At 37.8% G+C, this 21,306-nt stretch carries 19 protein-coding genes and 1 other RNA gene; 14 read left to right on the top strand and 6 right to left on the bottom strand.

Annotated elements, in window-relative coordinates; all coding sequences use genetic code 11:
- Positions 1-543: 543 nt before the first annotated feature.
- From bcaP to ABIE66_RS13165, 3 genes are all read left to right on the top strand, one after another.
- Positions 544-1,950 carry a branched-chain amino acid transporter BcaP gene (gene bcaP / locus ABIE66_RS13155; protein ID WP_289325026.1) on the top strand — a complete coding sequence of 469 codons (1,407 nt, stop codon included), beginning with the start codon at positions 544-546 and terminating at the stop codon, positions 1,948-1,950.
- Positions 1,951-2,007: 57 nt separating this feature from the next.
- Entirely contained in the window at positions 2,008-2,151 is a 144-nt protein-coding gene (locus tag ABIE66_RS13160; RefSeq protein WP_370015007.1) for a hypothetical protein, read from the top strand.
- Between the two features lie 257 nt (positions 2,152-2,408).
- On the top strand, positions 2,409-3,707 hold the full coding sequence (locus ABIE66_RS13165; RefSeq protein WP_370015008.1) for a protoglobin domain-containing protein: 1,299 nt from the start codon (positions 2,409-2,411) through the stop codon (positions 3,705-3,707).
- A 333-nt stretch (positions 3,708-4,040) separates the two neighbouring features.
- Here ABIE66_RS13165 and ABIE66_RS13170 read toward each other — a convergent pair whose 3' ends face one another.
- The gene (locus tag ABIE66_RS13170) at positions 4,041-4,247 is read right to left on the bottom strand and encodes a twin-arginine translocase TatA/TatE family subunit (RefSeq protein WP_289316484.1); all 207 of its coding nucleotides are present in this window, start codon (positions 4,245-4,247) and stop codon (positions 4,041-4,043) included.
- A 332-nt stretch (positions 4,248-4,579) separates the two neighbouring features.
- Between ABIE66_RS13170 and ssrS the strand changes: the two genes are divergently transcribed.
- The 6 genes from ssrS (at position 4,580) to ABIE66_RS13200 (ending at position 10,620) form a co-directional block, all read left to right on the top strand.
- Positions 4,580-4,767, top strand: a non-coding RNA gene (gene ssrS, locus ABIE66_RS13175) — 6S RNA.
- A 319-nt stretch (positions 4,768-5,086) separates the two neighbouring features.
- Positions 5,087-6,454 (top strand): MFS transporter, encoded by a 1,368-nt coding sequence (locus ABIE66_RS13180; RefSeq protein WP_370015009.1) that lies wholly within the window; start codon positions 5,087-5,089, stop codon positions 6,452-6,454.
- A 307-nt stretch (positions 6,455-6,761) separates the two neighbouring features.
- Positions 6,762-6,950: a hypothetical protein gene (locus tag ABIE66_RS13185; RefSeq protein WP_289325029.1), complete on the top strand. Its 189-nt coding sequence runs from the start codon at positions 6,762-6,764 to the stop codon at positions 6,948-6,950.
- A 1,036-nt stretch (positions 6,951-7,986) separates the two neighbouring features.
- Positions 7,987-8,970, top strand: coding sequence for a glycoside hydrolase family 43 protein (locus ABIE66_RS13190; RefSeq protein ID WP_370015010.1), 984 nt, complete (start codon positions 7,987-7,989; stop codon positions 8,968-8,970).
- 121 nt (positions 8,971-9,091) lie between these two features.
- On the top strand, positions 9,092-10,342 hold the full coding sequence (locus tag ABIE66_RS13195; protein WP_370015011.1) for an MFS transporter: 1,251 nt from the start codon (positions 9,092-9,094) through the stop codon (positions 10,340-10,342).
- Positions 10,343-10,437: 95 nt separating this feature from the next.
- Positions 10,438-10,620, top strand: coding sequence for a hypothetical protein (locus tag ABIE66_RS13200; RefSeq protein ID WP_370015012.1), 183 nt, complete (start codon positions 10,438-10,440; stop codon positions 10,618-10,620).
- A 387-nt stretch (positions 10,621-11,007) separates the two neighbouring features.
- On the opposite strand, the gene ABIE66_RS13205 is transcribed toward ABIE66_RS13200, so the two are convergent.
- Complete coding sequence (locus tag ABIE66_RS13205; RefSeq protein ID WP_370015013.1) at positions 11,008-11,334, bottom strand: YnfA family protein; 327 nt, start codon at positions 11,332-11,334, stop codon at positions 11,008-11,010.
- A gap of 251 nt (positions 11,335-11,585) precedes the next feature.
- Here ABIE66_RS13205 and ABIE66_RS13210 point away from each other — a divergent pair, with 251 nt between their 5' ends.
- Positions 11,586-12,539 (top strand): DMT family transporter, encoded by a 954-nt coding sequence (locus ABIE66_RS13210; RefSeq protein ID WP_370015015.1) that lies wholly within the window; start codon positions 11,586-11,588, stop codon positions 12,537-12,539.
- 36 nt (positions 12,540-12,575) lie between these two features.
- Here ABIE66_RS13210 and ABIE66_RS13215 read toward each other — a convergent pair whose 3' ends face one another.
- Complete coding sequence (locus ABIE66_RS13215; protein WP_370015016.1) at positions 12,576-13,664, bottom strand: MBL fold metallo-hydrolase; 1,089 nt, start codon at positions 13,662-13,664, stop codon at positions 12,576-12,578.
- A 285-nt stretch (positions 13,665-13,949) separates the two neighbouring features.
- On the opposite strand from ABIE66_RS13215, the gene ABIE66_RS13220 reads away from it, so the two are divergent.
- The gene (locus tag ABIE66_RS13220) at positions 13,950-14,711 is read left to right on the top strand and encodes a type II toxin-antitoxin system SpoIISA family toxin (protein WP_370015017.1); all 762 of its coding nucleotides are present in this window, start codon (positions 13,950-13,952) and stop codon (positions 14,709-14,711) included.
- Entirely contained in the window at positions 14,712-14,891 is a 180-nt protein-coding gene (locus ABIE66_RS13225; RefSeq protein WP_289325037.1) for a hypothetical protein, read from the top strand. It abuts the gene before it with no gap.
- Positions 14,892-15,175: 284 nt separating this feature from the next.
- On the opposite strand, the gene ABIE66_RS13230 is transcribed toward ABIE66_RS13225, so the two are convergent.
- On the bottom strand, positions 15,176-16,135 hold the full coding sequence (locus ABIE66_RS13230; protein ID WP_370015018.1) for a sensor domain-containing diguanylate cyclase: 960 nt from the start codon (positions 16,133-16,135) through the stop codon (positions 15,176-15,178).
- A gap of 612 nt (positions 16,136-16,747) precedes the next feature.
- Between ABIE66_RS13230 and ABIE66_RS13235 the strand changes: the two genes are divergently transcribed.
- Positions 16,748-19,318, top strand: a complete 2,571-nt coding sequence (locus tag ABIE66_RS13235) for a DEAD/DEAH box helicase (RefSeq protein ID WP_370015020.1) — start codon at positions 16,748-16,750, stop codon at positions 19,316-19,318.
- 84 nt (positions 19,319-19,402) lie between these two features.
- On the opposite strand, the gene ABIE66_RS13240 is transcribed toward ABIE66_RS13235, so the two are convergent.
- The gene (locus ABIE66_RS13240) at positions 19,403-19,609 is read right to left on the bottom strand and encodes a YqaE/Pmp3 family membrane protein (protein ID WP_370017037.1); all 207 of its coding nucleotides are present in this window, start codon (positions 19,607-19,609) and stop codon (positions 19,403-19,405) included.
- Between the two features lie 303 nt (positions 19,610-19,912).
- Between ABIE66_RS13240 and ABIE66_RS13245 the strand changes: the two genes are divergently transcribed.
- Positions 19,913-20,590 carry a hypothetical protein gene (locus tag ABIE66_RS13245; protein WP_370015021.1) on the top strand — a complete coding sequence of 226 codons (678 nt, stop codon included), beginning with the start codon at positions 19,913-19,915 and terminating at the stop codon, positions 20,588-20,590.
- A 106-nt stretch (positions 20,591-20,696) separates the two neighbouring features.
- Here ABIE66_RS13245 and ABIE66_RS13250 read toward each other — a convergent pair whose 3' ends face one another.
- Positions 20,697-21,011, bottom strand: a complete 315-nt coding sequence (locus ABIE66_RS13250; protein ID WP_370015022.1) for a hypothetical protein — start codon at positions 21,009-21,011, stop codon at positions 20,697-20,699.
- Positions 21,012-21,306: the final 295 nt, after the last annotated feature.

The raw sequence follows: 21,306 nt of genomic DNA on the forward strand, positions 1-21,306 counted from the left end.
TGTCACCTTCTTCAATTATTAAGCATAATTCCCGTACTTTTTTTAAGACTTAATAAGTATAGAGATGTACTTTGATTCCGTCAAACTATTGGTGCGTGAATGATCATAATAATATTGATGTATTATTTCATAATAATACATATGGAAAAATGAATGTTAAATCCATCTAGGATAAATAATGTTAAAACTCAATAAGACCAAAATACAGGATTACAGGGAACACTCCAGCATTTTGCTATTGATGATATTAAGATAATGAACGGTCGATTTAAAAAACAGCATGAACTACAAAGGTTACTACTGAATGTATTGATAATGAAGGATAATTCTGTTTAATGCTAATTCTTACATTCTGTAGAGGAATCAAAAACAGAATTTTACAATAATAATCCATTGACGATGGAAGTGTTAATACGTATAATTTGAAAGTCAGATAATTCAGGCTTTGTAGGAATTTGTCGAAATTTCTCCGATATAAATAGCAAGTTAATTTATTCGTCTGCAATTTTCAGAATAGTTTTTAAAATTTATGGAGGAGATAGCATGAGTATTTTTAGAAAGAAGTCCATTGAGGACTTATTGATAAACGCAAGTTCCAGCGGTAAGGGATTGAAAAGGGAACTAGGCGCTTGGGATTTAACGATGCTTGGAATTGGAGCAATCATTGGTACAGGCATTTTTGTATTAACAGGTACTGGTGCAGTAAATGCTGGTCCTGCACTTTCATTATCGTTCGTTATTGCAGGTCTTGCCTGTTTATTCGCTGCACTCGCATATGCGGAATTTGCAGCATCCGTACCGGTTTCCGGTTCGACTTATACGTATGCTTATGCAACTCTAGGTGAATTTGCCGCTTGGATAATCGGCTGGGATTTAATCCTTGAATACTTATTGGCCGTTAGTGCCGTATCGGCAGGCTGGTCAGGCTATTTCCAATCATTTTTAAGTGGATTCGGGATTAACTTTCCAGAGAAATTTACGGCAGCACCGGGTTCGGTTGATGGTGTCACTACTTATATGAATTTGCCAGCCTTTTTGATAGTAATGGCGATTACTTTATTGATCTCCAGAGGCACGAAACAAACGACTAGGATTAATAACATAATGGTCGTCATAAAAGTGTTGGTAGTCTTGCTGTTCATCGTTTCTTCTATTTATTATGTAAAACCGGAAAACTGGCAGCCATTCATGCCATTTGGAATCGATGGGGTATTTTCAACTGCCGCATTAATGTTCTTTGCCTTCATCGGCTTTGATGCGGTTGCTTCTGCTGCTGAAGAAACAAGAAATCCAGGAAAGAATTTACCACGTGGAATACTCGGTTCTCTTGTCATTTGTGTTGTGCTATACATGGTCGTGAGTTTAATAATGACAGGTGTGGTACCGTATGCACAATTCAGCACGGCTCTCGATCACCCGATTTCTTTGGTCTTGCAAAGCGCAGGACAAAATTGGGTTGCAGGGATCATTGATCTAGGTGCGTTCCTCGGTATGACAACGGTGATTTTGGTGATGTTATATGGCCAAACCCGGATCATGTTTGCGATGTCACGTGATGGGCTGATGCCTAAATCCTTATCAAGACTTCATAAGAAATATAAAACACCATATGCTGCTTCATGGATGTTTGGTTTGATAGCGGCCTTACTGGGAGCATTCATACCGCTTGGTGAATTGGCAGAGTTGGTCAACATTGGAACATTGACTGCGTTTACGATGATTTCCGTAGCGGTCATCGTTTTACGGAAAACAAGACCGGATATGAAACGTGCTTTTTATTGTCCGGCTGTACCGCTCGTTCCGGGCTTAGCAATCGTTTTTTGCGTATTCTTGATGATTCAATTGGGAAGTCATACATGGATAAGGTTCTTGATTTGGATGGCTATCGGAGTCGTCATTTACTTCACTTATTCCCGTAAACATTCCAACCTTAACCAGCAGGAAAAATAATCATTGAAAAAGAAACTCTCTGTAGTGTCTCAGTTAGACGACAAAAGGAGGTTCGGAATGCTCTCACCCCGAACCATGATTTTAAATGAAAACTTGATTATCCGGATGAAACCCTCTAGATTGAAGAAATTTGCGACACTCCTGCCGAATAACTGGCTAGGCGAGACCCCACAGACGCTTGCGGCGAGGAGTCTTGGCTGACAGTCGGCGGAAAGGGAGCGGATTTCTGAAATCAATTGAACTTTTTTAGAAAAAATTGTAGGTAAACTGGCTCTTCTCTAATTTGTCTACAGTCTGAGACACTCTCTGGAGTGTTTTTTTGTTTTGGTCCATATAGTTCATAAATCTTGTGTGATATTAGCTTGTTTAGAGGGAAAATTATCAAATTAGTTAAAGATTAACAGGCTTTATGTCGAAATAGTATATATATGGGTAGAAAAATTGGAGGGTAATTCATCATGAAAAGTTTATGGCGAAATAAACAAAAGATAGATTCAATAGACTATTTGCAATTTAAGGAACAAGTCGGTATCAATATCAGGGATTATCCGAGCGTATTGACACAAGTGGAGATGATTCATTTGACGATCGGGGATTTATGCATCATTCGTTCTTTACAAGAAGAAGTGAAAGGACATCTGACCCAAATTGTTGAAAATTTTTATAAAAATCTAGAAAATGAATCCTCTTTATTGAAAATCATTTCGGCCAATAGTTCTATCGATAGGTTGAAAAAGACACTGCATCGTCATATGTTCGAAATGTTTAGCGGTACCATTGATGATGCTTACATTAAACAGCGTTATGTTATCGCACAGGTACATGTGCGAATTGGACTGCAGCCAAAATGGTATATGAGTGCTTTTCAAGATTTACTGCAATCAATAATCATTCATGTGATGGCCAATATAAAGAATATAGAGCAATATCAGGATAACATTCTGGCAGTCACTAAAATTTTTAATTTAGAGCAGCAAATAGTTTTAGAGGCATATGAACTTGAAAATGAGAAGATTCGTCAACAAAACCTTGAAGAAAAAGAAACGATTAAACTACAGGTCAATCAAAATGCCGAAGAATTGGCAGCAATCAGTGAAGAGACAAGTTCAGCAACGCAATTAATGGCAAATAAGGTAGTCGAAATCCATGATTTCACTCAAAAGGGGTCAGAGATTGCGATACATGCAGAGGGGAAATCAAATGAAGGTGTAGAACTGTTACAAGGGTTAGAGAAAAGATTGGTAAAAACACAAGATCAAATGACGATCATCTCAAAAGATATGGAACAGCTATCCAATACATCAAAGGAAATTGAACGAATTGTCACGATTATCACTTCTATTGCCGAACAAACGAATTTGTTGGCATTGAACGCAGCGATTGAAGCCGCAAGAGCGGGTGATAATGGCAAGGGATTTGCGGTTGTTGCAGGTGAAGTAAGGAAGCTTTCGGAAAATACCAAGCAATCAGTTTCGGAAGTAGTGAAACTGGTTAGTGGCATTGCTCATTTTATCAATGTAATGAATACTTCAATTTCAATGGTTAGCGGGGAGATTACTAAAGGCACGAAGCAAGGGAAAGAAACGGGCAAATTTTTTACCGATATAGCAAAGGCCATGCTTTCAGTAAAAGAGCAAAATATTAAAATCACCAAGGAAATGACAGAACTGAATGATATTTTCGATGAAATTAATGAAGCGTTCAATCAAGTTGCCGTTTCATCGGATCAATTGACCCAAATGACGATGAACTTGTAGTGTAGTTCAAGGATTTGTTTGCAGAACGGGCTTAAAGGAGATTATTTGATTTTTTGTATTTTAATAATGAGCTCGATAGAATATATTAATAAAAAAACCTCAAAGCGGTTTATAAAATTTGGATCAACATTCAATTCCAAGGGATGCCGTTAAGCGGCCGTTTAATAAATCTCTTGAAATAAAATAGAATTAATGTTATATTAATAAAGCGATGAGCTAATTTGTGTAAGTCGAAGAACAAGCTTTTAGCTAAACGTCGGGATGTGGCCTGACGGTTCTGCGCCTCAAACGCATCAAAGACGCCTGCTGCGTGCAGGCGTCTTTTTCATTTTTTCATTTTATCGATTCTTTCCTTGCAGCTTGTACGTCTTCCTTGAATTCCTCTTGTATTTCTTCCGTTATTCCCTTGGTTGCATCCTTAAACTCTCTAAGCGAGGTGCCGACGGCCCGTCCGATTTGAGGAAGTTTATTCGGTCCAAAAACAACTAAAGCTAAAAGAAGGATTAAAATTAAGCCGGGAAAACCAATATTTGAAAGCATAACTAGTCACTCCAATCAAATCTGTTAGTTAATATTATAGACTCCTGACAAGTATTTGCAAAGGTTATTTAGTATTTATTGTCAGGTTCAACATCCGAAACTAGACATCCGTAAGATAAACACTTGCTATTCTGTCCTAATTTTATCTTGCACAATATTTCTAAAAATATATCTTACCTACCTTAGGAAACCCAATAAAGGGGGGAGTAAGTACATGTCGCTTTGGTTCGGCCGTAACTAATTTCGCTCCACTTATCGTGTAACATAATAATTTTTTGGTTCCTTAGGATTATTAAACTTGCAAGATTGATGATATTTAGGTATTATAATTATACAAGCTGCGTTGTTCGTAATGATAATTAAGTTTTAACCTTTAAGCTGTAATAGGGAGTTTTACATCGAAACAGGAATGTTATGCCTCGTCACTGACTTGGACAACAGGATTGTTTCTGCAAACACCCACTTTGAGGAGTGGTGGTTTAAAACTTTCTTACTTGAATACGGCAATGGCGGCTTACCTTTTTTAAATTAGAAACCAGTTCCGTTAAGGAACTGGTTTTTTGTTGTCTATACGGATGTCCAGATACGTTATAGCTAGTTGCATTTAAGGATATTTCAAAAAACATATATCCCTTGTATTGTCTTGAATCATTTTAAAGCTTTAATTTATTATGAAAGTTTTTATTGAAATATCAGATAATTAGCCATTATAATAATAATTAGATAACTCAGTTCACTATTTGTATAAAAGATGAGTGTATCGATGTTTTTTTAAAGTATTACGTAAGCGCTGTCATTTTGAGAGAAGTATTGTAGTCACCTGGAGAGGAGAAAATTTTATGGCAAGAATTAATACGACTGAGGTAATTAGCAACAGTAAGTTCAACCGCTTTCATTTTGGATTGCTGGCATGGTGTTTTATCATTATCCTTTTTGACGGCTATGACCTTGTCGTTTACGGAACGGTCGTCCCGCTATTGACGGAGGAGTGGAACCTTACTTCCGTGGAAGCTGGGGCTATGGGCAGCTACGGTCTATTTGGAATGTTGTTCGGGGCCATCTTCTTTGGTACATTAGCAGATCGGATTGGCAGAAAAAACGTAATAGCGATTACACTGATTTTATTTAGTTTGTTTACGCTTTTATGTGGATTTGCGAATACGCCTACAATGTTTTCGACTTTTAGGTTTTTAGCGGGATTAGGTCTTGGGGGCATTATGCCGAACGTCATTGCCTTATTGACGGATTATGCACCGAAAAGGATGCGGAGCATGGTCGTTTCGATCGTTTTGTGCGGTTATTCATTCGGAGGGATGCTTGCACCGATACTGGGTATCCTGGTTATGCCGACATTAGGTTGGGAATCAATATTCTGGTTTGCAGGAATACCATTGTTATTTTTACCCTTCATGATGAAACGTTTACCAGAGGCTTCGACGCATCTGATCAGAGTTAACAGAAAAGAGGAGTTAATCAGGATATTATCCAGGGTCAGTCCGGAGAGTGAATTCGACATCAAGGACGAAATTGTAGATGTGAAAAAACCGGATACCAATATGCCGATTGTTGGATTGTTTAAGGATTCCCGTGCCCTGAGCACGTTGATGTTCTGGATCGCCTTTTTCATGTGCCTATTGATGGTATATGGATTGAATACATGGCTTCCAAAGCTAATGATCGAGGCAGGGTATGCGCTGAATTCAAGCTTAGGTTTCTTGATCGTTCTTCAAGGGGGAGCTATCATAGGCACGCTTATCATCGCTAAACTTTGTGATCGTTATGGATCCAAGAAAATGCTTGTGCCGATGTATGCGCTTGGGGCAGTCAGTTTGACTCTATTGGGGATGGGTGGAAGTTCCTTCGTGATTTACACATTGGTAGCGATTGCAGGAGCCTGTACCATTGGTGCCCAAAACCTAGTACAAGCCTATGTTTCCCAGTACTATCCACCAAATATTAGATCGACTGCACTAGGAGTGGCATCTGGAATCGGAAGGATCGGCGGTATGCTTGGACCCATTCTTGGCGGATTCTTATTATCCATCTCGCTACCCATCCAATTGAATTTCATTGCCTTCGCCATTCCGGGTCTCATTGCCGCGGTAGCTTTATCATTCGTTCCAGTGAAAATGGCTTATTACAAAAATGATCATAAGGAACAAACTGAAGAAATGGCGGTAGAGTCCAATAAAATGAATATCATGTAAAATCAAATGCATGAAATGTCAGTGAAGGGATACCTAGCTGTCATTTCATGTATAATTACCTTCTATTAGCGGAGTCATGGTTCCTATCAAAATTATGCAAATTGACAAGTCTTGGCGTTTGTCCTGCGCTAGAAGAAATCGATTGTAAGGATATAAATATGGATAACCCATAAATGTTCATAATTTCGCAATACGATTCACTCCATTATATAAAGAATAAATGTTAGAATGATGGTACGGATAATTAATTCCTCCTTAAAGTGGAGCGAAATAGAAATTACCTCATCTTTTGAGAGGAGTCATTACTTTGAAATTTTTAAAACATATTATTTTTTGGTTATGCATTATAGGGACATTATTTTCTATGATTTATTTCTTTGTAGCGGACGTTCCGTTATATATAAAATTAATAGGCGGAGCCATCATCCTTTATCTTGGTTATGATCTAATAACTGAATCAAAGGAAAGAAAGCGTAAAGAAGCCTTGGAAGCTTGATCCTATCTTAGGTAAAAGCCCTCTTTTGATAAGAGGGCTCAGACTGTAGTCAAACTCGATGAAAATCGAGTTTGACTACAGTTTTTTTATGGCTGGTACAATTTGAACGTTGATTGGAACGCAAGGCCTCGCTTTTCGCTGGCGGTCCGGGCACCTCCTCGGCTTGTGCCCGCAGAAGTCTCGTACCTTCCTCTCTAATCAACTTTTAGATAGAAACCCTACCTGAGGAGTTGAAGGTGTTGCTTTGAATCAGTTGTTTCGGGTACATCACTTGATGAAAGATGCGTTTTCAGGGCCGCTTTCTCCTACAGTCATTTTAAGCGACGCTTTAAAGATACAGACCTGTCCGAAAAGATTTTCTATAGACTCTTAATGATAGCTGCTGGTTCGAAAGGAAACACGAGCGTATCAAGGAATCATGTATAAAAAGGATCCTCATCACCTCAAGTTCTGAACCCCTTTTGTCTACAAACTGAGCCCTCTTTTGATAAGAGGGCTTTTTGGCGTATCAAAAAGGGTGCAATCCTTAGTTTAATAGTATGACCATCGGAATTCGGAGGGGGAAAATTGTATGTCCCGAGTGACAGCAAACTTGTCAATAATGGGAAACTGATTACTGTTCACAAGTGTTTTTATAATTGCTTGGATCGTAGACAAGATAGGTAGCAAAAAGGTTTCGATTTAGAAATGGTAATTCTCAGTGTCATCCATTCACCATTCAAAGCTATACGTACAAATTATTCGATATATTACTCTGGAATTTCAAAATAATAACAAAAGAAAGCGTTGACATCCTCGAAACGACAACTTATTATTTAATTATACGGATGAATATTAAGATAATTTGATATTTTCTAAAATTAGTCCGTATAAATTGTGAATCTATTTATCATTAAGATTATTGGGTCGGGGCAAAAAATTATTATAAACACAATAGGGGGTGGTGTTTTTTCTCTGCCGGCATGAAAAAATTCCATATCGTAGATAAATACAACTAGATTCAAAGAATAGACTTAAACAAAAAGGAGACTAAAATATGAATACAATGCAAACTTATAAGAACCCAATTGTTGAACAAAGAGCAGATCCTTGGGTATATAAGCATTCGGATAACTATTATTATTTTGTTGCATCCGTACCAGAATATGACCGACTTGAAATCAGGCGATCTAAAACTATTCAAGGAATAGGTAAAGCAGAGGCTATTACTGTCTGGAGAAAAAATGAGACTGGACCGCAAAACTCACTGATTTGGGCTCCAGAACTTCATTTTATAAAGGGAAAGTGGTACATCTACTTCGCTGCGGCGAGAACCGATCAACCAGTAAACGGAACGTTCGACCACCGAATGTTTGTACTTGAGAATGAAAGTCCTGATCCTTTAAAGGGAGAATGGATACATAAGGGACAAGTTAAGACAGAATGGGAAACTTTTTCTTTAGATGCTACCGCTTTTGAACATAATGGTATTTTATATTATGTATGGGCTCAAAGGGATTTGAATATTAAAGGTAATTCCAATATATATATTGCGGAAATGGAAAATCCTTGGACAATTAAGGGTCCACAGGTAATGCTTTCAAAGCCTGAATTACCTTGGGAGACCATTGGTTTCCATGTTAATGAGGGTCCAGCAATGCTTAAAAGAAATGGAAAGGTTTTCATTACTTATTCATGCAGTGCAACAGATCATAATTATTGCATGGGTTTACTTACGGCTGAGGAAGATAGCGATTTGTTAAACCCTGCTTCTTGGACTAAATCCCCAATTCCCGTTTTTCAAAGTGCACCGGAAAATGGACAATATGGACCAGGTCATAATAGCTTTACAGTTTCAGAGGATGGGAGTGAAGATATTTTAATTTACCATGCTCGTAATTATACCGAAATTGAAGGGGATCCCTTGTATGATCCAAATCGTCATACACGGGCACAAGTATTTAACTGGAACCAGGATGGCTCTCCAAACTTTGGGATCCCAGTACCGGATGAGGTGAATAAAAGTAAAAGTAAAAGCTAGAGATGAAATATTAAAATTCAGCTTGGAATCTTTCTACAATGCCGTGGAAAGATTCGCTTGCATTTTAGCATGGTTAAATTCATTCAAATGCATGTCTTATAATAAGTAAAGGGGACTTTATATGAATGTTTCTAAAGGTTTTTGGAATTTTGGAGGACTATTTTATTTTTACTTTATTATTTGGGCAATCGTTCTTGGTTTCCTCCCATTATGGTTAGAAGATGTTGCCGGACTTAACCCAAGTGAAACAGGCATTGTTTTTTCATCGATGTCATTAATTGCACTATGTTATCAACCTTTTTTAGGAATCATTTCAGATAAATTGGGATTCAAAAAAAACTTATTTTGGGTCGTCGTAATCCTTTTAATGTTCATGGGGCCTTTCTTCAGCTTCCTTTATGCCCCATTACTTAAAGCGAATATAGTTATAGGAGCAATTATAGGAAGCGTATACCTTAGTGCAGTATTCAACGGCGGGGTGGGGGTTGTTGAATCCTATATAGAAAGAGTGAGTCGTAATAATGGTTTTGAATATGGCAGGGTAAGGTTATTCGGATCTATAGCAGGGGCTACGGCCTCATTGATTGGGGGAGTAATGTTTGTAAAAAACCCAAATTCAATTTTTTGGTTTGCATCAGGTGCTGCAGTTTTTTTAGCTGTCTTATTATTTACGGCTAAAATAGAAGGTCAAGACCATATCAAGTCAGGAGGCTCGAAGGTTAAAGGAAATGAAATTAGTAAAAAAGCTGTTCTTTCGATATTTAAAATAAAGAGCTTCTGGTACCTTTCATTCTTAATAATCGGCACGGCCGCCATATATGATGTGTTCGATCAACAGTTTCCTAACTATTATGTACAATTCTTTTCTTCTAAAGAATATGGAACGGATATATTTAGTAAGCTAGTCTCCATTCAAGTTGGACTTGAAGCCATATTAATGATTTTTGCCCCTGTGATCGTAAATAAAATGGGTGCTAAAAATGGGCTCATCCTTTTCGGTGTATTAACTTTCGTTCGTATTTTTGGAAGTGCAATAGCTACGGGCCCTGTTCTCTTATCAATATTCAGGTTGATTGCAGCTTTTGAAATGCCCTTACTCTTAGTTTCCATTTTTAAATACATTACAGGAGTATTTGATACTAGACTAAGCGCAACCATTTATTTACTGGCATTTAATTTTGCGAAACAGAGTGCCATTACTATTTTTTCTTCCGTAGCGGGTAGTATGTATTCATTCATGGGTTTCCAAAATACATATTATTGCTTAAGCGCAGTTGTTTTACTTGTTACCCTTATTTCTTACTTTACTCTATCAAATGACAAAAAAATGCAAATGGAAATTAAACCGCCCCTTTATAGTGCTACTAACTAATAAACATGAGTTGTATTTCAATTTGGAACCAGTTAATGAAAAGATTATCATGAATTATGTATGCGTTTTCAAATATATATTTAAAGGAGGGGTTTATGGGAAAGTACAAAACATTTTCAGTATTGATTTTTACTTTATTCATTACTTTTTCAGCAGGTAACGCTGCATCAGCGAGTAATTGGGCATTAATCGGTGATACGCTTATTCATGATCCATCGATAATTAAAGAAGGGAATACCTGGTATAGATTTGGGACGGGGTTAGTAGGTGAGAAATGAATCAGGGTGCGGATTCCCAAGGGTGGCCAACATACTAGCATGTAAGATTAATGTTTCCACAATTGGGAAAGTTCGTGGGTGATAGTCTGAATATTCAAACGACAGGTTCGGAATGGTCTCATTCCCTTTCATGATTTTAAAACAAGACTTGGTTATACTCCCCTGATTTTTTACTGTTTTATACGGCACAAGATTGAAGCATTTGCGACACTCCTGCAAGAAAAACCGGCTAGCAGAGACACCAAGACGCTTGGCAGACAGTCGGCGGAAAGGGCGCAGGTTTCTGAAAGGCTGGAACGTTTTTAAATTAAAAAAACTGCAGGCTAACTCGCTTTTCTTTGAGTCTGTCAACAGTCTGATTAAAGGGCATAAGGCCCTTTAATTTTTTTACTGTCTAGGTCCCCATATCATGATTGAAACCCCGGCTAGACAGATTACTGCTCCAATCCAATCATATAAATCAGGAGTTTTCTTATCAATGCCCCATCCCCATATAACCGATAAAACAATGAAAACCCCGCCATATGCAGCATATACACGTCCAAAAGTAGGGAACGTTTGGAAAGTTGCAATGATACCGTATAATACCAACCCGAAACCTCCGGCTAAACCAAGATAAATGGATTTACCTTCCCTTAACCAAAGCCAAATAAGGTAGCCACCACCAATTTCCGCCAGTCCTGCCATAAGGAATATTACTGTAGTAACTAACATATATGTATACCTCACTTTCTCGTTGAAATTTTACCATATTTGAAACTGTACATGATCATACTTAACGGTGTTCTTAATCTATATCTTTTGAAAAAAAGTGAAAACCGCATGAACGTTAAAAGCAGCACTTTAATTCAAAGGAGGAATTTATGCCAACTTTATCTTTTAACTTTAACTTGGGTTGCAATACAGATGCAAAGGGTACTATAACTAAAAAGGAAATATAGTAATCTAGTTAAGGAGTTGCATCCATGAAATCCCGAACTTTTGCATATATGTTAGCCATCTTTCATGCAAGTATTGTCGGCCTATCTTTCTTATTCACCAAAATGGCCATTGCAGAATCGAATCCGCTTGATACTTTGGCGTTCCGATTCACCGTTTCTTTCGTCATCATTTTATTCCTTGTTGCCGTTAAAGTCATTAAAGTGAACTATTCATGGGAGTCGGTTAAAAATCTGGTCCCGCTATCCTTGTTATTCCCAACTCTTTTCTTTGCCTTTCAAACTTTCGGACTTAAGTATTCACAATCCACAGATGCTGGAATTCTATCTGCAGTCACTCCAATTCTAACATTGATGATAGCTGGATATTTCCTGAAGGAGAAAACATCTTTATATCAAAAGCTTTCGATTATCTTGTCTGTAATTGGGGTCATTTTTATTTTCGTGGTGAAAGGGAGTACGATCAATTTTTCTGACATGCTTGGGATGGTGTTGATCTTGCTATCCTGTATAGCAACCGCATGTTATACAACGATGACCCGTTCACTTGCCAAGGATTTTACACCTGGTGAAATGTCCTTTTTCATGATGGGAACAGGATTTGTCATTTTTAACGTGGCCGCACTTTTCACCCATCTAAAACAAGGAACGATGCCGGAATTTTTTACACCATGGTCGAGCATGGAATTCATCAGTTCCATTTTGTATCTGGGAATATTGGCTTCATTGGTCACTTCGTTATTATCCAATACGATTTTATCAAAGATCAAAGCGTCCCAAATGAGCGTATTTGCAAATCTTTCCACAGTTGTCACGATTGCTGCAGGAGCTCTCATTCTTGATGAAAAGATTACGATCTACGATATATTGGGGTCGATACTAATCATTTTAGGTGTAATAGGCACGAATTATTTTGGCGGGAAGAAAGAGCATTCGATAAAAGTGAATCTTGAATATAAAGGGGAACAAAGTGCGAAATGAATAAAAATGGTCCATCCCATTCGGGAAGGACCATTTTTATTTCCACCATTTTGTTTGAGGGAAATCTGTTGTCCCAATCATTACTGGCTCGCCTAGTTGAGGTGTGCAGACCTGTACGGCATGATCATTGGCCGCTTTTGTTACCCGTTCTATCGGGTCTGTCCAGTCATGAAAAGACAATGTGAAACCTGCCCAATGAATAGGGATCATCAGTTTTCCTTCTACATCAATGTGTGCTTGAACAGTTTCTTCAGGCATCATATGGATGGTTGACCAACGCTCATCATATTGGCCGCATTCCATTAAAGTTAAATCAAAAGGACCGTATTTTTTGCCGATTTCTTTAAAATGGCCACCATATCCACTGTCGCCGCTGAAGAATACCTTTTCTTGTTTGCCATTAATTACCCAAGAACACCAAAGTGTCGTATTGCCATCGTTTAAACTTCTTCCAGAAAAATGCCTTGCAGGCGTACAAACAAATTGCAACTCTTTGAATGAAACTTCATCCCACCAATTATGTTCCTGAATCAGTTCTTTTTTCACGCCCCATCTTTCAAGATGTCCACCGACACCGAGTGGAACAATGAACTGACCGACCTTATCTTTTAATTTCTTTATTGAGAAATAATCCAAATGATCGTAGTGGTCATGTGAGAGTAAGACGGCATCGATAGGTGGCAGCAAATCCAAATCGATAGGCAACTCCCCGCTAAAGCGCTTGTTTCCAAACCAAGGAAAGGGAGTGGGGGCTTTTCCAAACATTGGATCCACTAAAATGGTTTTACCATCCAACTCCAACATGAATGCAGAATGACCAAACCAGGTGATTTTATTGGAATTCTCAGATGATGCAGGTTCTTTTTCTCCTATTACAATTGGATGGTCGGGCCTTCTTTTTGGATTGCCTTTTATGTAATCCCTTAAAATGGAACCAGTATGTTTAAGGCTCATCGCTTGACCAGCAGGAATCTGATTGTGGAATTTACCCTTGGCAAAATTCTCTTTTGTAGTGAATGCTCTCACTTTTTCTTTGTTTGTCCGCCTCCCTAGCGGAGGATAGAGGTTAAGGAAAAGTAACAATAATATAAAAAAAGAAATGATGATCTTTATAATTTTCAGCATGAATATGTTCCTCCCATATTAATCAGACCTTTTCGTTAACTTATCATATCACAGAATATATAAGGTTATTTAATGCGATGTCCCACAATGGAAATGATTTGGATTTACCCTTCAGGTCTATAGATGTGAACCGATGATTCATTAACTCGAAACTCACTTTGGGAGTCAAGTGAAAACTCATCGACAGTGGTTAAGTTTCACACGCCCTAGGCAGGGAATAGAGGTATATATAATGAATAATATAGAGTACGGAATAAGAAATGTAGCAGCAGGATGAAGGGTAGGGTGATAAATCGATTGTTAATGTTTTTCAGAGTCTTTGTATGGGTAGTATTTTTTGCTTTATTGGCATATGTCATTCTTTCTTGGAAATATAAAGACAAGGTAACTAAAAGGATTGAAGCGATTCGAAAAACCTGGTATGTCATTTTTATACTGGGAGCATTGATTTATTGGAATTTCTATCCGATGAGTATATTTAATGAGTGGAAAAATTTTTTGATTATGGCTATCGTATTTATCCTCATTGATATGTTTGTGTTCTTGAGCATGTATATATCCAAAATTGGCGATAACGAACTGTCCTATGCAACAAAAGCTGTTGCGGAAAGTGACAAACTTTTAACGGATAATAGGGAAAAGGTCAAGAATATGTTTCATCTCCTAAAGAAAGAAGGGATTCCTGAGTATTATCAAACGAATAAGGAATACTTGGCTTATTTGAGCATTCTCCTTCAAGCTTATGCAGCAAAGGAAGGGATGGACGTGAAAATTCTTCCTTTCAAAACGGAACAGGACAAGCAATTGGTGATAAATGGGCATCCGAACTTGAATGGCAGTACCATTCGTGCTACATTGGAAAGAGAAGATACGTATTATAATGATGAAGAGAAAATGGCTCTGCAGCCTGTAAGCATTTTGATGGAACCCTATATCCTTGACGTGAAATCAGAAAGCTTCGTTTCAGAAGTCGATTGTTTATTAATAGCATTATTAATCATGATGTTCGATATGGTCATAAAACATAACCAAGGTGGTGAAGGATAAATGAGCATTTATGATAAAGCTGGCAGCGAAGTGTCAGTTACCGTAATCAAACCACAGGTGAAAATACCCAATGTAGGATTAAGTCCCCATACTAAAAAGGTGATGAAACAGAACGAACGCATTATCCTGAAACAAAAAGAAAAAGCTGATCGCTTCAGCCGGTTAAAAAATGTTTTATAAGAAACGGGGCAGAGGTTTTTCCTTTGCCTGATGATATTTAATGGAAAACCCGCATATACTATTCAAAATTAAAGAATAGGAAGGGTCTTTCAGAATATGAACAAAAAACCCGAGAGAGTTAACATCCCGGCCCCCTCCGCTTCACCATCCGAGAAACGGATACATAAGGGAAATGCTGATCTGCTCAAGCTTTTGCAAAGGTTGAAAGCTAAACGTTGGATTTTTTTAAGGTGAAAGAAAGCCAGTCTCTAAGGAGAACTGGTTTTTTTTGAATTTTCCGAAAATCACAGCGGGTGGTAGTATTGAATATTCTTACGACCAGATTCTTTAGCCTTATACATCGTACGATCCGCTTTTGTCAAAAGTGACTCCATTTTCGTACCATTATGAGGATAAAAGCTTATCCCTATGCTAGCCGATACAAAATGATCATTTCCATTAATTTGAATGGGCATGGTGGATAAATGGTTCAATAATAATTCAGCGCTTTGCTGTGTGCTTTTCATTAAATCCTCACAATGGGATGGATGTAATAATACAATGAATTCATCTCCACCGATTCTAGCCACATGACTGTCACCAGGTACGGTTTGCAAAAGACATCCAGCTGCCTGTTTAATAACCTCGTCACCAGCATCATGACCAAAGGAATCATTGAAAAATTTAAAGTGGTCAAGATCGATGTAAAGAATGGCCATTTCATCGTTTTGTTTATCCTTTTGATAATCAAAATAATTATAAATGAAGTGCCTATTATAAAGACCTGTCAAAGGATCCCTGATAATTCCATTTTCAAGAATGATGGTTTGACTAATCAAAGCTGCCAAAGACTTAATGAGTATCAGATCATACTCTTTAAAATCATAGGGTTTAATGTCGAATGCACATAATGTACCAATGATTTCACCCTCATTAATAAGGGGGGCCCCCATAAAACAACCGTTTCCAATAAACTTCGTCGCAGGGTGTCCACTAGTCAAATCATGTTCCTTTAAATTCGGGATAACAAGTGGTTCCAAGCCATTCTCAACAACTAATTTGCAATAAACCATATTATAAGGAATGATGTCACCTTCACAAATTAACTTTGCATTTCTATTGAAGGATTTGATTATAAAACTCTGTATGGGATTCAATATCGAAAGGAAGAATGTATTCACACCAATGCTTTGAGCTAATAGTGTTAATACTTCTTTAGCGATTGAGTCCAAATTTTTAAAATAATTGATATCTTGTTGAATCATTTTAAGGCTCCTCTTTTATCTACAGTCTTTTTAGGTTTCCGGATGTTATTTCTCATATTGAACTAGAAAGACACGAAAGCGGAATCTGAATACCGTGACAGTCGTCCGGATTTCCACTAAACTCAATTAAGAGGTGGGATTCGTTTTATTGGATATTGTAATCGAGAAGTAGCCGATCGTGTAATGGGCTGTTTCTATTTTTCTTGGTTCAGTACGAATGTCAGTCAGTTAAAAATTGCCCTTTACCTTAATATCGGCTTTTTTTAAATATCATTAAATTTTCATGCGCCTGATGACCAAATAGCTAAATCGTGGATTGTTTTCTGAATGCGGGATAGACTTCACTTTCTTAAAGTCGATAATCAGTCTATCTAATATCTATTATACTGTACGTGAAATGGTAAGAGTACCTTAAACGTACATACTTGGATTGGAATTAACCCGAGCGCGTCCGGAGGTCATACAGCTTGGCATTTCTGCTTTTTATCATGATTAACGAAACACATGAATTATATAGATAAAACGAATGTATCTCGCTCATTTAAAACAATGTTTTGGAGAGGATAATAGGTAAGAATTAGTACATAACGGATAATTCAAAAGGGGATCATTATGGGAAAATTAGAAAGTATATATCCTATTGCTATAGAGAATACAAAGGAAAAAATAATCCAGGATATGGATTTTTATTTCGAGAATCAAGAGTCAATGCCTTCATATGCAACATATTTATCTGACAGGATGTCTTTTATTGAGCAAATTTGGATTAATGTTTGGTTAAATAAAGCATCAAACGATGTGCCGAGAAAGGAAAAAAAGGTGTTTCTTAGCGAAAGGGGATTTGTTACGGAAGGCTCAGATCATAAGCTTATCAATAGCATGTTCCGGAATGAATTAAAGAAGTATCGCCTATTTGATGCCTTGTCGTGGATTAAAAAATCCTTTGCTGAAAATCCAGATGATTGGGAGAAGAGATATAAAAATGCGAGGGAAAACTTCTTTAAACGACAAGAAGAACAGCGGATAGCTAAGCAGCGTTGGAAGATACGCGTAAGGCTACAAGAAGAGGCCAATACATTTTTTGAAAAAAACTCACTTCTTTTATATTTACATGTCAGGTATCATATTGCCGGAATTTTGGCAGCGGATCTTAATAATAAGCCTAAATTCCAATATGTCGATCCATACTTGCTTGAAGAACAATTGGTTGAAGAAGGTGGATTTCAACCTAACGAATACCTAATGGTCACCGACTTTTTGGAAGAGCTGACAGGGGATATTCACACGTTACTCGATTGGGGAAAAAACCATTATGAATATGAAAATTATTTTTACCGGTATGAAAGGTTAGTTTCGGATTTCATTATTAAATTAGCACCTAAAAAATACTTGAACCATTTACCTGTAGCACTGCATCATGATTTTTTGGAGTCATATGGTGAGAGACTGACGGTTGAAGCCCTTCAAGGTATACTACGGGATGAATTGACTGATTTGTCTCAGGCCTGTTTTGAAGAACTTCAGGAAGAATACCTTTCTGATTTAATGAACCTCGAAGGAATACCTTTTGATGAAACATTGCATGAAGAAATATTTGAAAAGGACGAGGCGAACAGAGAAAGAAGAAAAGCTGAAGTATTGGCAGAGGAAGCAAAAAAGCGGGCTGAAGAGCAAAGGATGATTGATGACATCATAGGTAAGGCCTATACTCCATCATTAGGGAAAAAGGTTAGGTATGTTTTGCATATCGGAGAGACTAATACCGGGAAGACTCATAGGGCTCTACAAAAAATGAAGGAAGCGGAGAGCGGTTTGTATCTAGCTCCCCTAAGACTGCTGGCCCTCGAAGTGTTTGATAAATTAAATGCGGATGGTGTTCCTTGCTCATTAAAAACCGGTGAAGAAGAAAAGGCAGTTGCGGGTGCCAATCATGTCTCGAGCACCGTTGAAATGTTTCATGAAAAGGACTACCATGAAGTAATCGTTATAGATGAAGCCCAAATGATAGCCGATAAAGATCGAGGCTTTTCGTGGTTTCGGGCAATCACGCAAGCAAATGCGAGAGAGGTCCATATCATCGGAAGCAAGAATATCAAAATGATGCTTCTGAACCTTTTGAATGAGGCAGATTTAGAACTCCACGAATACAGACGGGAAATACCGCTTGAGGTAGAACAAAAGGAATTTGGATTGAAGTATACCAAAAAAGGAGATGCCCTCATTTGTTTTTCGAGAAGGCAGGTACTGGAAACCGCGTCCCGTCTAAAAGAGAGTGGACATAATGTCAGCATGATATACGGCAGTATGCCTCCAGAAAATAGAAAACGGCAAATAGAGTTATTCAATCGCGGTGAAACATCAGTTGTCGTTGCCACAGATGCGATTGGGATGGGATTGAACTTGCCAATCCGCCGTATCGTCTTTCTTGAAAATGAAAAATTCGACGGGACACGAAGAAGAAGATTGACTTCTCAAGAAATCAAACAGATCGCAGGGCGGGCGGGTAGAAAAGGTATTTACGACACTGGCAAGGTAGCATTTACAGCAGAGATTAGAATCATGAATAAGTTGCTGGAACAAGTGGATGAACCCGTTCAAACCTTCACCATTGCCCCAACCTCTGCTGTATTTGAACGTTTTCAAAAATATTACCGGAACATGGGAACATTTTTCGAAATGTGGGAAAGGTTCGAGCCTCCTAAAGGCACGAAAAAGGCATCTCTATCGGAAGAAAGGGAGCTTTACGAGCTGATACGGGATACTGAAATCGAAGCGCGTTTTTCCTTAATGGATTTATATGGTTTCCTGCATATTCCTTTTTCAGCCAAGGAACCAAGTCTGATCAGGCAGTGGCTGGAAACGGTCGAAGCGATTGCCGAGGGCAGTGATCTTCCTGAACCGATCATCAAGACTAGAAACCTGGAGGAATTGGAGCTTTCTTATAAAGCGATAGGGCTTCATTTATTATTCTTGTATCGGATGGGCAAGAGGACTGAAGCTGTTTATTGGGAGCGTATCCGTGAAGAAATCAGTGATGGCGTTCATGATCAGTTAAAAGATGAAATGTTGAATTATCAAAAAAAATGCAAGCGCTGTGGAAAAAGGTTGCCGAATGACTCACGTTTTAATATATGTGATGCATGTTACCATAGAGGGCCTAGGAAGTCGCACAGGTTCAAGTAACGAATTCTTTCTGATGTTAAATACCCAAATAACGTACACCTTTGGTGTACGTTATTTGGGTTAAAAGTGGTTGTATATATTCACTTAGTCATTTCGTTTCGATTTAGCAATAAGTGCTGCTTGCCGCTTCATTCGTTTATCAGCTTGTTTATCATGCACCACTAAGATGGCATGAATTAAACCGGGAACATAGAAAAATAGTGTGAGGATTAAGTTAAGCACTGCCTGAATAGGTTTACCCACTAATAATACGGCTAAGGGAGGGAAAAGAATCGCGATTAAATATAGAATAATGAACACTCTCCATTTAAAAATTTCATCTGACCATTTCCTTTTTGATCATTCATGATATTCATTTAGATGATCCTTATATTCAAACACTAATACTTGCGTTGGTATCGCCTTGATAAATATATGCTTTAAGTCCCGATTCATACCCAAGAGAGCAGCATTCTGTCTAAAGGGTATATTTTTCATCCGATTATAGCAGGAGTGGGATGGCTAAGAATTAGAAATTATCGTTTTGGCCGGTAGTGGGCAAAGTAACGCCGTTTTTTATGTTAGAATAATCAGAAAACCAAAAGTGAAAGCGGGATGTTTATGAGAAAAAAGATAGGCTGTTTGCATGCACACTACACAAATATAGAATACATAGAAAAAGCATTCTCGAAATTTGATATTGAATGGCTTCATTTTGTAGATCCAGGAATGATGCACCGGGTGGCAACAGATGAAAAGTTTAAGTATTCGGATGCTCAAAAAACGGTTAAAGAAAAAGTTGAATGGATTGCCAATTGTAAAGTGGATGCCATCCTGATAACCTGTACGAACTACATCGCCTTTTTAAACGAAGAACAACTATCCTTACCCATGCCTATCATTAAAATCGATGAACCGTATTTTGAGCAGATTTGCCAATTGCAGCAGCCGCAAGTCATATTATTCACGAACCCTGCTACAGTTGAAGGAACAGTCAAACGTTTAAATGCCCATTCTGAAAAATATGGGGGTGTGGATTTTGAAGTTATCATCATCGACAATACCTTTGAATACATTATGCAGGGATTGGGTGAGAAATATAGCCAGGAAATCGTGAAGTTCCTGCATGACTTTAATAACGAAAATAAACTGCTGTCGGTTGCTCAACTATCAATGGTTGACGCAGCCAAGAGATATGAGTTTCAGACAGGAAGATCAATTTTAAATCCATTGCAAGCATTAGTGGATTCAATGATCGATCAACTAAAACTAAGTTCATTGAACGGTATTTGAATCAGAAGGTTCCTGGTGCTTCATGAACGGCATGAACTTTATATTCAATAATATATATAAAATGAAAGAAGAATTCCCTGTAGTTAATCTCCATGCAGGGATTTTTTTATTTTTCCTTAATGCGGATTTGTTCACGGATGGTTTCAAGTTCTTCAAGGGATAGATCTGTCAGGGAATTTTTTATTTCTTCTTCGACCCTTTTTCGATCTAGCTCCCTATATTGGCTCCACCAATCCCGCAACCCTTCTGTGTTTTCAAGAAGATATTCTATATCAATTTCTTCTTGCTCATCATCTGATAAATATCTCATGACCGCACCTAATAATCGGTTGAGTTTGACTATTTCACTTTCCTTATCAGGTGAAGCAAGAGTATCTTTCTCTTCTGAATCATTTTTAGCTGGAACGTTCCGAGGTGTCATGGTATCCTCCTGTTTTTAATAGTAGTGTGCCTAAAAAGGGCGGATTTCAATATAAGATTTTGGTATATTAAAAAATTTCATTTTTTTATACTTTTGTAAGTGAGGACATCAATATGATTAATTATAATTCCAACATATACCTCGTTAGAATATATGTGTATATCGTCACCTTTTAAAAGATTAAAAAAATAATGGGTAAGTAGGGGTGAAGCATGATGGGGGAAAAAGTCTGTAAAAGTGACCTGACAAGGGACGGACTTTAGGGAATGAATGGAAGGACCAGTGCATAAATTTA

It is taken from the genome of Peribacillus sp. B2I2 (genome assembly GCF_041261685.1).
In the GTDB taxonomy this organism is placed as follows: domain Bacteria; phylum Bacillota; class Bacilli; order Bacillales; family DSM-1321; genus Peribacillus.